Origin of the sequence: Clostridium neonatale (assembly GCF_001458595.1) — a bacterium.
Lineage (GTDB): Bacteria > Bacillota > Clostridia > Clostridiales > Clostridiaceae > Clostridium > Clostridium neonatale.
In genome coordinates, this window is record NZ_LN890325.1 from 14,662 (window position 1) to 30,075 (window position 15,414).

Annotated in this window: 18 protein-coding genes; 16 read left to right on the forward strand and 2 right to left on the reverse strand. The window is 28.5% G+C overall.

The window, feature by feature from the left end; translation table 11 throughout:
* The first annotated feature begins 2 nt into the window (after positions 1-2).
* From mnmG to BN2920_RS01220, 6 genes are all read left to right on the forward strand, one after another.
* Positions 3-1,889 (forward strand): tRNA uridine-5-carboxymethylaminomethyl(34) synthesis enzyme MnmG, encoded by a 1,887-nt coding sequence (mnmG, locus tag BN2920_RS01195; RefSeq protein ID WP_058293237.1) that lies wholly within the window; start codon positions 3-5, stop codon positions 1,887-1,889.
* Positions 1,890-1,910: 21 nt separating this feature from the next.
* The gene (gene rsmG / locus BN2920_RS01200; protein WP_058293238.1) at positions 1,911-2,630 is read left to right on the forward strand and encodes a 16S rRNA (guanine(527)-N(7))-methyltransferase RsmG; all 720 of its coding nucleotides are present in this window, start codon (positions 1,911-1,913) and stop codon (positions 2,628-2,630) included.
* A 104-nt stretch (positions 2,631-2,734) separates the two neighbouring features.
* Positions 2,735-3,517 (forward strand): nucleoid occlusion protein, encoded by a 783-nt coding sequence (noc, locus tag BN2920_RS01205; RefSeq protein WP_058293239.1) that lies wholly within the window; start codon positions 2,735-2,737, stop codon positions 3,515-3,517.
* A gap of 140 nt (positions 3,518-3,657) precedes the next feature.
* Positions 3,658-4,419, forward strand: coding sequence for a ParA family protein (locus tag BN2920_RS01210; protein ID WP_058293240.1), 762 nt, complete (start codon positions 3,658-3,660; stop codon positions 4,417-4,419).
* A gap of 13 nt (positions 4,420-4,432) precedes the next feature.
* Entirely contained in the window at positions 4,433-5,284 is an 852-nt protein-coding gene (locus BN2920_RS01215; protein WP_058293241.1) for a ParB/RepB/Spo0J family partition protein, read from the forward strand.
* A gap of 38 nt (positions 5,285-5,322) precedes the next feature.
* Positions 5,323-5,838: a DUF4446 family protein gene (locus BN2920_RS01220; RefSeq protein ID WP_058293242.1), complete on the forward strand. Its 516-nt coding sequence runs from the start codon at positions 5,323-5,325 to the stop codon at positions 5,836-5,838.
* 87 nt (positions 5,839-5,925) lie between these two features.
* On the opposite strand, the gene yyaC is transcribed toward BN2920_RS01220, so the two are convergent.
* Together yyaC and BN2920_RS01230 are read right to left on the reverse strand one after the other, a co-directional pair.
* Positions 5,926-6,504 carry a spore protease YyaC gene (gene yyaC / locus BN2920_RS01225; protein WP_058293243.1) on the reverse strand — a complete coding sequence of 193 codons (579 nt, stop codon included), beginning with the start codon at positions 6,502-6,504 and terminating at the stop codon, positions 5,926-5,928.
* Between the two features lie 51 nt (positions 6,505-6,555).
* A complete protein-coding gene (locus BN2920_RS01230) occupies positions 6,556-7,716 on the reverse strand; it encodes an aminotransferase class V-fold PLP-dependent enzyme (RefSeq protein ID WP_058293244.1) in 1,161 nt (386 codons plus the stop codon).
* Positions 7,717-8,072: 356 nt separating this feature from the next.
* Here BN2920_RS01230 and BN2920_RS01235 point away from each other — a divergent pair, with 356 nt between their 5' ends.
* The 10 genes from BN2920_RS01235 (at position 8,073) to lonC (ending at position 15,365) form a co-directional block, all read left to right on the forward strand.
* Positions 8,073-8,312: a putative Se/S carrier protein gene (locus tag BN2920_RS01235; RefSeq protein WP_058293245.1), complete on the forward strand. Its 240-nt coding sequence runs from the start codon at positions 8,073-8,075 to the stop codon at positions 8,310-8,312.
* Between the two features lie 16 nt (positions 8,313-8,328).
* Positions 8,329-9,210 carry a mechanosensitive ion channel family protein gene (locus BN2920_RS01240; RefSeq protein ID WP_247607689.1) on the forward strand — a complete coding sequence of 294 codons (882 nt, stop codon included), beginning with the start codon at positions 8,329-8,331 and terminating at the stop codon, positions 9,208-9,210.
* 24 nt (positions 9,211-9,234) lie between these two features.
* A complete protein-coding gene (locus tag BN2920_RS01245) occupies positions 9,235-9,429 on the forward strand; it encodes a DUF951 domain-containing protein (RefSeq protein WP_058293246.1) in 195 nt (64 codons plus the stop codon).
* 101 nt (positions 9,430-9,530) lie between these two features.
* A complete protein-coding gene (gene rpsF / locus BN2920_RS01250; protein WP_058293247.1) occupies positions 9,531-9,818 on the forward strand; it encodes a 30S ribosomal protein S6 in 288 nt (95 codons plus the stop codon).
* A gap of 14 nt (positions 9,819-9,832) precedes the next feature.
* Positions 9,833-10,285 (forward strand): single-stranded DNA-binding protein, encoded by a 453-nt coding sequence (locus BN2920_RS01255; protein ID WP_058293248.1) that lies wholly within the window; start codon positions 9,833-9,835, stop codon positions 10,283-10,285.
* Positions 10,286-10,310: 25 nt separating this feature from the next.
* Positions 10,311-10,568 carry a 30S ribosomal protein S18 gene (gene rpsR, locus BN2920_RS01260; RefSeq protein WP_058293249.1) on the forward strand — a complete coding sequence of 86 codons (258 nt, stop codon included), beginning with the start codon at positions 10,311-10,313 and terminating at the stop codon, positions 10,566-10,568.
* 155 nt (positions 10,569-10,723) lie between these two features.
* Positions 10,724-11,044 carry a MazG-like family protein gene (locus BN2920_RS01265; protein WP_058293250.1) on the forward strand — a complete coding sequence of 107 codons (321 nt, stop codon included), beginning with the start codon at positions 10,724-10,726 and terminating at the stop codon, positions 11,042-11,044.
* Positions 11,045-11,070: 26 nt separating this feature from the next.
* Positions 11,071-13,008 carry a DHH family phosphoesterase gene (locus tag BN2920_RS01270; RefSeq protein WP_058293251.1) on the forward strand — a complete coding sequence of 646 codons (1,938 nt, stop codon included), beginning with the start codon at positions 11,071-11,073 and terminating at the stop codon, positions 13,006-13,008.
* Between the two features lie 2 nt (positions 13,009-13,010).
* On the forward strand, positions 13,011-13,457 hold the full coding sequence (gene rplI / locus BN2920_RS01275) for a 50S ribosomal protein L9 (protein WP_058293252.1): 447 nt from the start codon (positions 13,011-13,013) through the stop codon (positions 13,455-13,457).
* Positions 13,458-13,469: 12 nt separating this feature from the next.
* Positions 13,470-15,365: a Lon family ATP-dependent protease gene (gene lonC / locus BN2920_RS01280; RefSeq protein WP_058293253.1), complete on the forward strand. Its 1,896-nt coding sequence runs from the start codon at positions 13,470-13,472 to the stop codon at positions 15,363-15,365.
* Positions 15,366-15,414: the final 49 nt, after the last annotated feature.

Below are 15,414 nucleotides of genomic sequence, written 5' to 3' on the forward strand. Positions count from 1 at the left end.
AAATGGCTATAAATTATGCGGGCGGACAATTTGATGTAGTTGTCATTGGAGCAGGTCATGCTGGGTGTGAAGCAGCTTTGGCTTCTGCACGAATGGGACTTAATACTTTAGTATGTACTATTAATTTAGATTCTATTGCATTAATGCCTTGTAATCCTAATATAGGAGGAACAGCCAAAGGGCATTTGGTTAGAGAAATAGATGCGCTGGGCGGAGAAATGGGAGTAAACATTGATAATACTTTCATACAATCAAGAATGTTAAATACATCTAAAGGACCAGCAGTACATTCGTTAAGAGCACAGGCTGATAAAAAAGATTATCAATTTAGAATGAAGAGGGTTTTAGAAGAACAAGAAAACCTTCAAATAAGACAGATAGAAGTAACTGAACTTATTGTTGAAAATAATAAAGTTGTAGGTGTAATCACTAAAAATGGGGCAAAGTTTTCATGTAAAGCTGTTATTTTAGCTACAGGAACTTATTTAAAAGGGAAAATAATAATTGGTGAAGTTTCTTATAGTGGGGGACCTAATGGATTATTCCCAGCAAATGATTTATCTCAATCATTATTAGATTTAGGAATTTCTCTTAGAAGGTTTAAGACAGGAACACCTGCACGAATAAATAGAAGATCTGTAGACTTCTCAAAAATGATTGAACAAAATGGAGACGAAAAGATAGTTCCGTTTTCATTTATGAGTAATAAATTAGAAAAAGACCAAGTAGCTTGTTATTTAACTTATACTACTGAAGAAACTCATAACATAATTAAAGAAAATATAGGAAGATCTCCAATATATAATGGAAGTATTAAAGGCGTTGGACCTAGATATTGTCCATCTATAGAAGATAAGGTTATGAGATTTCCGGATAGACCTCAACATCAAATATTTATAGAGCCAGAGGGAAATAATACATTAGAAATGTATGTTGGTGGTTTTTCTTCATCACTTCCAGAAGAAGTTCAAATAAAGATGCTTAGAACGCTACCAGGTTTAGAAAACGTAGAAATGATGAGAACTGCTTATGCAATAGAATATGATTGTATAGATCCAACTCAATTAAAACCTACATTAGAATTTAAGGATATAGAAGGCTTGTATGGAGCTGGTCAACTTAATGGAAGCTCAGGTTATGAAGAAGCTGGTGCACAGGGGCTAGTAGCTGGAATAAATGCTGCATTAAAGATACAAGCAAAAGAACCTCTTATATTAACACGTTCAGATGCATACATAGGAGTCCTTATAGATGATCTTGTTACTAAGGGAACAAATGAACCATATAGAATGATGACATCTAGATCAGAATATAGATTATTATTAAGACAAGATAATGCAGATTTAAGATTGACAGATCTAGGATATAAAGTTGGATTAGTAACAGAAGAAAGATATCAACGATATTTGCAAAGAAAAGAAAATATAAATAATGAATTAGACAGAATAAAAAAATTAAAAATAACTAATAAAAATGAAGTGAATGAATTTTTAAGCTCTTTAAATTCTTCAGAATTAAAGAAAGCTGTAAGTCTATATGAATTATTACAAAGACCAGAATTAGACTATAATGCATTAGCAATATTAGATCCAGATAGACCAGCATTATCTGATGATGTTGTCGAGCAAATTAACATATTAACTAAATATGAAGGATATATACAAAGTCAATTAGAGCAAGTAGAGCAATTTAAAAAATTCGAAAAGAAAATGCTTCCTAAGGATATAGATTATAATGATGTCAGTGGTCTTAGAAAAGAGGCAGTTCAAAAACTTAATGATATTAGACCACTAAGTATAGGGCAGGCATCACGTATTTCAGGTGTATCTCCAGCTGATATATCAGTTTTACTTATATATTTAGAACATCAGTATAATAAAAAATCTTAACCGTTATGAGAGGAGTAAATTATGGAATTTTATGATTTAATGGCTAAGGCGGCTGAAGATGTTGGACTTGAATTAACTACTGAGCAATATGATCAATTCATTACATACATGAGATTGCTTCAGGAATGGAATGAAAAAATAAATTTAACAGCTATATTAGAAGATGAAGAAATTATAAAAAAACATTTTATAGATTCAATAAAGGCTTTTAAAAGAGATGAATTTAAAAAGAATGTTAATATGATTGATGTAGGAACTGGAGCAGGGTTCCCAGGAATTCCAATAGCAATAATGAATCCTAACATAAATGTAACATTATTAGATTCACTTAATAAGAGAATTAAATTCTTAGATATTGTTATTAGTAAATTAGGATTAAAAAATATAAAAACTATTCATTCTAGAGCTGAAGATGGTGCTAGAAATAAGAAGTTAAGAGAAAAGTTTGATATAGCAACTTCGAGAGCTGTGGCAAATATGAGTGTTTTATCTGAATATTGTTTACCTTATGTTAAAGTTGGAGGAAAATTTATAGCATTAAAAGGCCCAGCAGTAGATCAAGAAATTGAAGAAAGTGATGTAGCAATTAAAACTCTTGGCGGAGAATTAGAACAGATATGTGAAGTAAAAATAGAGGATACTGATTTAAGACATAATTTAGTTGTAGTAAAAAAAATTAAAGAGTGTGCTAAGACATATCCAAGAAAAGCTGGAACAATATCTAAAAAACCTATTAAGTAAGGATATAACTATATATTAAAATTAAAGGAAAAATGAGATGATTATAGAATAAATATAGGGGATGTTGCTAAATTTTATTAAACAATGGGAGATGGGTTGAACGTATGAATAATCAAATAACACAGATTGACATAGATAAAGTTATACCTAATATTTATCAACCACGTAAATATTTCAATGAGCAAGCTATAGAGGAATTATCGCAATCTATTCTGGAACATGGAATAATTCAACCTCTAACTGTAAGAATGAGAGGGGAAATATATGAATTAGTTGCAGGAGAAAGAAGACTTAGAGCAGCTAAGTTGGCAAATTTAAAAACTGTTCCGTGTAACATAATTGATATTACAGATACTGAATCAGCAGAGATTGCTTTATTAGAGAATTTGCAAAGAGAGGATTTAAACTATATAGAAGAAGCTGAAGCTTATTATAATTTGATTAATGAACATAATTTTACGCAAGATGAAGTTGCAAAAAGAATTGGTAAAAAACAATCTACTATAGCAAATAAGTTGAGATTATTAAAATTAAATAAAGAAGTAAGAGAGTTGTGTTTAACTAATAATCTAACTGAAAGACATGCAAGAGCATTATTAACAGTACCAGATGAAAAGCTTCAATTAAAGATAGTTCAAAAAATTATTTCTAGTGGATTAAATGTTAAGAAAACAGAAGAACTTATTAATAAAGAATTATTGAAATTAGCAGGGAAAGAATTAAAAAATAATAATAAAAGAAATATAAGAGGAGTACTTCCAGCTAAATTATATGTTAATACAATTAAGCAAGTATTAAATAAATTTGATATTCCAGCTGAATATGGATGTAAAGAAGAAGATGACTTTATTGAAGTAACTGTTAAAATCCCAAAGATAAAAAAATAGTGATATAATAAAGTTTATAGAGTTTAATATATTTATTGATAGAAGAATTAAGTTTTTTTAAACTTAATTCTTTTATAATATTATAAAAAAATATATAATATTATTATGGGAAGGGGGGAGGCTCTTTTTGGGCTATAACTATGAAGATAATTTGTGTTTTTAATCAAAAAGGTGGTGTAGGTAAAACTACTACTACGATAAATTTAAGTGCTTATTTAGCAATGGAAGGTTATAAAGTATTAACTGTAGACATTGATCCTCAAGGTAATACAACTAGCGGCTTAGGTTTAGATAAATATAATTTAGATGTATCTATATATGATGTATTAACATCAGAAGCGAGTGTTAAAGAAAGTACAATAAAGAGTGAGTTGGTTCAAAACTTATCAATTTTACCTTCTACTATAGAATTAGCAGGTGCAGAAGTGGAAATTACATCAATACCTGATAGAGAAACTATTATGAAGAGAAAATTAGAAGAAATTAAAGAAGAATATGATTTTGTTTTTATTGATTGCCCACCTTCATTAGGAGTATTAACTATTAATGCATTAACTTGTGCTGATTCAGTATTAATTCCAATGCAGTGTGAATTCTATGCATTAGAGGGTGTTAGCCAACTTATAAATACTGTTCAATTAGTTAAAAAGTCTTTAAATAAGAACTTAGATATAGAGGGAGTAGTTATGACTATGTATGATTATAGAACTAATCTAAGTAATGAGGTTCTTAAAGAAGTTCAAGGATATTTTAAAGACAAAGTATATAAAACTAAAATTGCGAGAAATATAAGATTAGCAGAAGCACCAAGCTTTGGATTGCCTATTATGTTATATGATGAAAAATGTAAAGGTGCAGAAGCATATATTGAATTAACTAAAGAATTTTTAAATAGGCAGTAAGGATGGAATTGATATGGGAAAAAAATTTGGCTTAGGAAAAGGATTAAGTGCTCTTATTCCAGAGGATATGGAACAGGATAAATATAATGATAATAGAATACTTATACCAATTAATAACATTAAGTATGATTCAAATCAACCTAGAAAAAATTTTGATTATGAAAAAATAGCTGAGTTAGCTGAATCTATTAAAACGCATGGAATAATTCAACCTCTTATTTTAAGGAAAGATAAGGATGAAAATTACATAATTGTTGCAGGGGAAAGAAGATGGAGAGCTGCAAAGATGGCTGGGTTAAAAGAACTACCATCAATAATAATGGAATTAAGCGAAAAGGATGTCTTAGAAATTTCCTTAATAGAGAATATTCAGAGAGAAGACTTAAATCCCATTGAAGAAGCTTTAGCTTATAAAAAATTGTTAAATGAATTCAAGATAACTCAAGAAGAGTTAAGTAAAAGAATAGGTAAGTCAAGAGTTGTTATTGCGAATACAATAAGATTAATTAATTTAGATAAAAGAGTTCAGCAATACGTTATCGACGGTATTATATCAGAGGGACATGGAAGGGCATTACTTTCAGTAGAAAAAAACGACTTGCAGTATGAGCTGGCTCAAAAAGTAATTGATGAAAAGTTATCAGTTAGGGAATTAGAAAAATTAATAAAGAATATTAATTTACATAAAGAAAGAAATATTAATAAAAAAGATTTAAATCCGTATTACAAAAATATAAGGAATCAATTACAAGAACATTTTGGCACAAAGGTAAATTTATCAAACAAAAATAATAAAGGTAAGATAGAGATAGAGTACTATTCTGAAGATGATTTACAAAGAATCTTAGATATACTTAATCTATGATGTTTCACGTGAAACAATTATGAAAGGAATGACAAAAGTTGGAGGCTTTAATTGGCAAAATAAATGAATTATCACCATATATATTGAGCATGTTGGTGATAATAATACTATTATTATTTATAATAGTAATAGTTTTAATTAAGGATATAAATAAGCTTGAATCTAAGTATAGAAGATTAATGAAGGGAACTAGTAGCAAAAATCTAGAAGAAATGCTAGTTGAAAAAATTGATAGTATAGAAGATAATAAGAAAATAGCAGAGGATGCATTAGAAGAGTGTAAGAAGCTAGACAAAAAGATTCAACAATGTATTCAAAAGGTATCTATAGTTAGATATAAAGCTTTTGAAAATGTAGGTAGTGATTTGAGCTTTTCTATAGCATTATTAGATAATAAGAATGATGGTATAATTCTTACAGGAATTTATGGACGCCAAGATAGTACTACTTATGCTAAGCCTGTTGATAAAGGAATTTCAAGATATGATCTTTCTGAAGAAGAATTATATGTATTAAATGAAGCTATAAAAAAAGAAACGGATATAAATGAATAAGAATGTTAATGGTACTTCTAAATGGAAAAATATTTAGAAGTACCATTTTTGTTTCACGTGAAACATTTTTATAAAATTATTACTAAATTATATATCTTTTAAATTGTCATAAGAATATACTTTGTTATATTTTAATGAAAAATGATAAATTCCTTTAGAAATAATATCAGCTAATTGCATTACCATATATAATCTAGTATTTTGGAGAACTAGAAATTCAAAATTACCAGATATATTAACTATACCAAGAATGCTCATATTACCTACTGGAGGAAGATCTTTATTTAATGCTAAACCGGGGGTTAGAGATCTTTTACTAATATATATTTTTCCTATATTATTTATTTTACCTAAGCAAGAATCTATAGCTATTATATAGGGATTTTTAAATGCTAAATTTATTTTATTTAGAACATCAGATAAATTCTTAGCATGAATAGGATTTTCTAAAGAACCATATATATGAATTTTACCTTTACATAAATATTTTAATTTATATCCTATTAATGGACCTAAAGAATCACCAGTTGACCTATCAGTGCCGATGCAGACGAAAATTATTGGTCTGTTTTCTAAAATGATAGGTTGTAGTTCTGAAAAAAGATAATTGCATATTTTTATATATGCTAATGGTTCAGACGAATCAACTGAAAAATTTTCAACCATAAGTAAACCTCCTTATTAGAGTTATTTCCAATAAAGGAGGTTTTATTCAAACTATAAATATATATTGGTTTTAGATAATTTATTTAAATGATAAAGCACATAATCTAAATCTTCTTTAGTAGAAAAATGGCTGATACTTAATCTTACAGTGCCGTTTGGATAAGTTCCAATAGTTTTATGTGCTAGTGGTGAACAATGAAGACCACTTCTTGTCTTTATTCCATTTGTTTCTAAGTAGTAACTAACTTCTGAAGGATCCATGGACTTCATATTAATTGATATGCATGTAGTTATATTTTTTCCAGTCAAATCACCGTATACAATCACATTACTTATATTTAGTAATCCATTTAATAAATACTTTATTAAGTTATGATTATGTTCATATATATTATTTAATCCAATAGAATTTATATAAGATATTGATTCATATAATCCAACAATACCAGGCATGTTATGTGTACCGCATTCAAATTTATCAGGCAAGAAATCTGGTTGTTTTAATGAATAAGATAAGCTTCCTGTTCCACCCTCTAATAGAGATTTACATGCAGTATTATACTTTTCATCTAATATAAATCCACCAATTCCTTGAGGACCTAAGAGACTTTTATGACCAGTGAATGCAATGGCATTAGCCTTTATAGATTTCATATTGATTTGTAGAACACCAGCACCTTGAGAAGAATCAACTAAAAATAATATATTATATTTTTCACATAATGCACCTATTGAATATAAATTTTGTATTGAGCCAGTAACATTAGATGCTTGTGTTATTACTATAAGTTTTGTTTTAGATGTTATCTTACTCTCTATATCATTTATATTAATGAACCCTTTAGAATCAGCGTCTACAATATCAATATCAATACCTATGGAATCTTTAAATGAAAAAATTGGACGTATCACAGAATTATGTTCCATAGATGATGTTATTACATGATCTCCAGATGAGAGAACTCCTTTTATTAGGATGTTTAGTGAAGTAGTTACATTATTCGTAAAAATAACATTACTAGGTGAATCAAATCCAAAAAAATTACAAATAATTTCTCGTGTATTATATAAATATCTATTACTTTCAAGCGAATTACTATAATTTCCTCTTCCAGCACTACCACCTATGCTTAACATGTAATTATAAATTCCATCTAATACTTGTTTGGGCTTAGGAAAAGTAGTTGCAGCATTGTCTAAATAAACTTCCATGTTACACCTCTAAAAATAAAATATTAATGATTATTGTATCACTAATAATAAAAACACTCAAATGATGAGTATACAGAATACTTATTTATATAAATACGTATTTATGGAAATACATATTTATAAGAATAGGTATTCTTGAAAATTAATAATCATTATAACTAGAAGATATTTTATATTAAATATTACCATGGGTTTATATTTCAAAATTAATATCCTTAAAGCTAAGTTGTATATATAAATATGAAATTAGGATGCTATAATTTAAGTATATTAGTATTTATATTGTCTATAAATAATGATATTATTTATAATAAATATGAGAAATATTTATATATAATATTAAAAGAGGTGTTAAAATGGATTACTATATAGTAGTTTTTAAAAATACACATGATGCAATGAGTGCAGAAAAAAAATTAAATGAATTGAATTTTAAATTTAGGATAATGCCTACACCAACAACGATAACAATGAGTTGCGGAATTTGTGTAAGAATAGATGATGAAGAAGAAATAAAATTAATTAAGAATGACAACCTATTTGAATATAAGAATATATATTTAAGAAAGAGTGGAGAATATGTAGAAAGCAATTAATGAAGGGAGAGTATAGTTGAATATAAATTATTTAGTTCACATATTATCAGATAATACAGAATTAAACTTTGGAAGAATATCTATAAGTGTAGGAGAACTAGAGGTATTCGTAAATAAGGGATTAAAAATTTTATTTTTAGTTTTCTTGATGTTTATATCAATAAAAATAGGAAACTATATAATAAAAAAGTTTGTAGATAATCAAATAAAAAGTGATGGAAGATTATCAATGGATTCACAACGTGCAAAAACGCTAGGTGAAGTCATGAAAAGTGTATTAAAGTATTCTGTCTATTTTATTGGAATAACGGCTATGGCCTCGATTATATTTGGCGGAATATCTATCACATTTGCAAGTATTGGAGGAGTAGCTTTAGGTCTTGGAGCTCAAAGTTTAATAAAAGATTTAATAAATGGATTCTTTATTTTATTTGAAAATCAGTTTGGAGTTGGGGATTATATAACAATAGGAAATTTTAGTGGAATAGTTAGCAGTATAGGTATTAGAACTACAATAATAAAAGATTTTAATGGTGATATTCATTGTATAACTAATGGATCCATATTAGAGGTGACTAATCACTCTAGAAGCGATAGCAGCTTTATAGTTGATGTAAATATAGCATATAAAGAAGATATTGATAATGCAATTAGTGTTATAGAAAAAACATGTGAAGAATTTAAAAAAGAAAATGAAAAAGACATAAAGGAACCTATAAATGTTTTGGGAGTCGTAGCATTAGGAGCATCAGGCGTTACAATAAGGGTACTAGGAAAGGCAAAGCCATTAAGACAGTGGGATATGGAAAGAGAACTTAGAAAGCTAATAAAAGTTACATTAGATAAGAATAATATTGAAATACCGTTTCCTACTAATATGATCAATACAAATTTTTAGAATGAAGAAAGGATGGATAAATAGATGGTAGAAAACTTTAATCTTGGAGATATAGTTGAAATGAAAAAAACTCATCCATGTGGAACAAATAATTTTGAAATAATAAGAATTGGTGCTGATATAAAGATAAAATGTGTTGGATGTGGAAGAATAGTTATGATTCCAAGACGAAAATTTCAAAAAGATGCAAAAAAAATAGTAGCTGTTGCAGAAAGTTAAAGAAAATACTTGAAATATTTTGAATTGAATGATAGAATATTTAATTGTAATCCCTGCTGTACAAAGTACAGCCGTTAGTCCGAGGGGAGGAGGTGAAAATGATGAGAAAATACGAAACTATATTCATATTAAACCCATCATTCGATGAAGAAACTGTTAAAGCCAACATCGAAAAGTTTAAGGGTGTTATTGAAAATGGTGGAGGAACTGTAGAAAACGTTGATTTCTGGGGGAAGAGAAAACTTGCTTATGAAATATCTAAAGTAAGCGAAGGTTACTATACTTTAATCAACTTTACTGCTGGAACTGAATTACCAAGAGAATTAGATAGAATATTCAGAATCACTGATGGTGTTATCAGACATATCATAGTTAATGAGCAAGCATAAGGTGGTGTTTTGTAATGAACAAAGTAGTTTTAATCGGTAGATTAACAAAAGATCCAGAACTTAGATTTACTCCAGGTACTGGAAGTGCAGTAACAACCTTAACATTAGCAGTTGATAGATATAACACTAAGACTGGTCAAAGAGAAGCAGATTTTATACCTGTAGTTATATGGGGAAAACAAGCTGAGAGTGCTGCCAATTATTTAAGCAAGGGAAGTCAAGCTGCAATAAGTGGTAGAATTCAGACTAGATCATATGATGCTAAAGACGGTACTAAAAGATATGTAACAGAAGTTGTTGCAGATGCATTTGGTGGTGTACAATTCTTAGGAGGCAAAGGAAACAATGCTTCTGGAAATACCTTTGGCGAAAGTAATGAATATTCAGCGCCAATGAATGATCCATTTAGTGGTGCTAATTTTGATGAGGATATCACACCGGTTGATGATGGAGATATGCCTTTCTAATAATTTTAGGTGAGGAGGTAAGAAAATGAGCAGAGAAGAAAATAATGGCAGAAGACCAAACGGAAGAATGAGAAGATCAAGAAAGAAAGTTTGTGCTTTTTGTTCAGATAAATCTGAATTTATTGATTACAAAGATATCAATAAATTAAGAAAATATGTTACAGAAAGAGGTAAGATTTTACCAAGAAGAATTTCTGGAACATGTGCTAAGCATCAAAGAGAATTAACTAGTTCAATTAAGAGAGCTAGAAACATAGCATTATTACCATTCACAACAGAATAAGAGTAATAATACAGCCCCTGAGAAATCAGGGGTTTTTTAGTACATAAAACAATAAATATATGGGAAATATTAGAAAAAGATTCATAAAATATTGCAATAAGTATAAAAAAAATTTAAAATAAGAATACAGGGTTTGGGGTGAGAGGAGATTGGTTATGAAAAAAGAGAGTTTTAATATAATGACCAATATTAAAATAATAGAAGAGTTGAAAGCACAACTTATCTGTATCATAGGAGAATTTTTCAGGCTTTTAACTAAAGGAAGCAACGTAGCACAAGATGCCATATTAGAATGTATATCTGGAGCTATAATCATTTTATATGTTTTAGGTGAAAAACTTGGATATTCATTTAAAGAAGTAGATAATATAATGAAGTCAAAGCTAGATTTGGGTATAAAAGCAGAAGATCAAGTTGAAAAAGAAAGTAAAAGTCTAAGTAAATTAAAAAAGTATATAAATAACAGAATAGATTAAACTAAATATATTTTAGGAGGCTTTTTATGAATAATAATGCTATACTTAAACGTATGCTTAAACCTGGATTATTAATAATAAGTTCAATTATATTATTTACAAAAAATTATTTTGGGTTAGGCATAATTGTTTTTATTATATATTTAGTGGATAATTTTTATCAGCTAAATTATTTTTGGAAGAAAGAAAATGATTTGCAGAAGTTTGTAAAAAGCATAGACAATGGATTATCTGAAAATGTACTTCAATTTATTTATCCGTTAGCAATAATAAATAATACGGGAAAAATAATATGGAATAACAATATATTTAATTCTCTTAAATCAAAGGATGAATTAAAAGATAGTAACATATTGAGTATAGCTAGAGGATTAAATCTTGAAAAAATAATAAATGGTGAAGATAAATTACATCAGAGATTAGAAATTAATGATAAGCTATATGATGTATATTTTACGCAAGTTACAATGCAAGAAAAAAACTTATACTTGTTATCATTTAATGATATTACTAAGCTTATAGATTATGAAACTACCCAAGAAAGTGTTATGTTAATTGAAGTAGATAACTTTTCAGAGGCTCTAGATAATACTGATGAAAATAATAGGCCTTTATTAGTTGCGGAAATTGAAAGAAATATAAATTCATATGCAAATAATTTAAAAGCAATGATAAAAAAATATGATACAAATAAGTATGTATTATCTATTCAAGATAAATATATAGAAGATGAGATAACACAGAAATTTAAAATTATAGATGATATTTCTAAGATAGATAAAGGTAATAAGCTTGAAATTACTCTTAGTATAGGTGTAGGAAAAGGTGGAATGTCTCCTCAAGAAAACTATAATAATGCAAATATAGCAAAAGAATTAGCATTAGGTAGAGGCGGAGATCAGGCGGTTGTTAAAAATAAAAATGATATAAAATTCTTTGGAGGAAATAGCAAAGAGTTAGAAAAACGAACTAAAGTTAAGACACGAGTTATAGCTAGAGCTCTAAGTGAATTAATATATGAAAGCAGTAAAATATATATAATAGGTCATAAGAATCCAGACATGGATTGCTTCGGTGCTTCTATTGGACTCGCAAGTATTATAAAGCAAATGGGTAAAAGTTGTAATATAATATTAAATAGGGATATAAACGCAATAGAATATTATTTGAATAAATTAGCTAATCAAGAGAAATATAATGAATTGTTTATATCATCTGAAGAAGCAAAGAATAATATGGATGACAGAACTTTGGTTATAATTTTAGATGTTCATAATAAAAGCTATATTTTAGATTTATCTTTAGTTGAGAAAGCTAATCGAAAGGTGATCATAGATCATCATAGAAGAAGCCCTGATATGATTGAACACGATATATTAAATTACATTGAAGTTTACGCATCATCAACTTCAGAAATGATAACAGAAATAATTCAGTATATGGTTGAAAAGCCTAAATTGACTAGATTAGAGGCAGAAGGACTTCTTGCAGGAATATATATGGATACAAAGGGATTCTCCTTCAAAACAGGTGTCAGAACATTTGAGGCTGCGTCATTTTTAAAATCATTGGGAGCTGATATGATTGAAATTAAAAAGATGTTTACTGATGATTTAGATGATTACTTATTAATTGCAGAAACAATAAAGGATGCAGAGGTTAAAGATAATATAGCTATTGCTGTTGCACCTCCTAACATTGATACTGTTATAATAGCAAAAGCAGCAGATGAATTACTCAATATATCAGGAATATGTGTAAGCTTTGTTATAGGTAAGGTGAACGAAGATATATATATTAGTGGACGTTCTCTTGGTGATATAAATGTTCAGATTGTATTAGAAGCATTAGGTGGTGGTGGTCATATGAACATTGCAGGAGCTAAAGTTGAAAATATGTCTGTAAATGAAGTTATAAATCAATTAGAAGAATCAATACAAAAATACTTAAGGATAGGTGAATAAATATGAAGGTTATTTTATTACAAGATGTTAAAAAGATTGGTAAAAAAGGTGATGTTATAGAAGCATCAGATGGATATGCAAGAAACTTTTTATTTCCTAAAAAGCTAGCACAAGAAGCTACAGAATCTAATTTACACATATTAAATAATAAAAAAGAAAATGATAGAAAGCAAAAACTAGCAGAGATAGAAGCAGCACAAAAGCTAGCTGGTGAATTAAAAGGAAAAGAAATAACTATAAAAGCTAAAACTGGTGAGAATGGAAAGCTATTTGGAGCTATTACAAGTAAAGATGTTGCTGAATTAATAAAAACACAATATAAAATTGAAATTGATAAAAAGAAGATTGTAATGGATACAATAAAATTAGCTGGCGGATATGATATTGAAATTAAACTATATCCAGAAGTTAGTACTAAAATGAAGGTTGTTATTGTTCCACAAGAATAGGAGGAATAAATTTTGGATTCAAAAAAAGAAGCTAATTTATTAAAGGATGTTATCTCGTCTAATCTATCTTTAGAATCACAAATCGATGCTATTTATGCTATAACTAAGAATATCCTTGATAAAGGTGCTTTTAGGGCTAGAACTATAAGATTTAAGTTGGAAAAGTATATACAATCCTCAAGTTTGGCAGAAAGACTTTATGCAATAAATACTATTTTAGCAGAAGGCCAAGATTTGAAAATAGTTCCAAAAGAAGATGAATTACAGAAAGTATTAGATAGAACTGTAGAGCTAGTTTCTAATGAATTAGCAAAAAGATATGTACAAAATAAGATAGAAGCTCAAGTAGAGCAATCTATTATGGAAAAGCAAGATAAATATATAGATGAAGTAAGACTATCAGTTATTAATAAACAAAAAGGTGCAGAAAATAAGAAAACTCTTGGTAAATTAGAAAACTTAATTAAGCTTGATAGTAAAGTTACAAGTAAAAATATAATGAGTTTTTTAAGACCAAAAACATTCGATGAAGTGGTAGGACAGGAACGAGCTATAAGATCCTTAATATCTAAATTATCGTCTCCGTATCCACAGCATATTATTTTATATGGACCTCCTGGTGTAGGAAAAACTACTGCTGCAAGGATAGCTCTTGAAGAAGTGAAAAAATTAGATTTTACTCCATTTGATGAAGAATCTAAGTTTGTTGAAGTAGATGGTACTACATTAAGATGGGATCCAAGAGAAATAACAAATCCACTTTTAGGATCTGTACATGATCCAATATATCAAGGTAGTAAAAGAGATTTAGCAGAGACAGGAATACCTGAACCTAAGACTGGGTTAGTGACAGAAGCACATGGAGGAATACTTTTTATAGATGAAATAGGAGAATTAGACTCTATGCTTCAAAATAAACTTTTAAAGGTTTTAGAAGATAAGAGAGTAGAATTTTCATCTTCTTATTATGATCCAGATGATGAAATGACTCCAAAGTATATAAAATACTTATTTGATAATGGTGCACCAGCGGATTTTGTTCTTATTGGAGCTACAACTAAAAGTCCGAGTGAAATTAATCCAGCTTTAAGATCAAGATGTACAGAAGTATATTTTGAGCCGCTTTCTTCAGATGATATAGTTAATATTGTTGAAGATGCAGCAAAAAAACTTAATGTTATATTAGAAGATGGAGTTGCAAAAAAGATAAGCAACTATACATTTGAAGGTAGAAAAGCTGTAAATATATTAACAGATACCTACGGATATGCTCTTTATTCAAATAAAGAAAATGTTAATAATATTGAGATAAAATTATCTGATTTAGATGAAGTAATATCAATTGGAAGATATATTCCGTTTGAAAGATTAGATGATTTAGATAAAAGAGAAATAGGAAATATATATGGATTAGGAGTAAGCGGATTCTTAGGATCAACAATAAGCATAGAAAGCGCTGTATTCCCTGCAAAGAAAAAAGGTGCAGGAACTGTTAGGTTTAATGATACTGCTGGATCTATGGCTAAAGATTCCGTATATAATGCAGCATCTGTTATAAGAAATATAACAGATAAAGACATTAAAGATTATGATATCCATGTTAATGTAATTGGCGGAGGAAAAATTGATGGACCTTCAGCAGGGGCTGCAATTACTCTTTGTATAATAAGTTCATTATTAAAGAAGCCTATAAGACAGGATATAGCTGTTACAGGAGAAATATCACTTCAAGGTAAGATAAAGCCTGTAGGTGGCATATTCGAAAAGATTTATGGAGCTAAGAGAATGGGAATAAATTTAGTATTAATTCCGAAAGATAATGAAAAAGAGATACCAGTAAATAATAGTGGAATAGAAGTAAAGGCTATTGAATCTATAAATGAATTAATGGAAATTGCTTTTAACTAAATTAAATAGGCTTCCTTTTGTTAGAGGGAAGCTTATTTAGATTAAAATA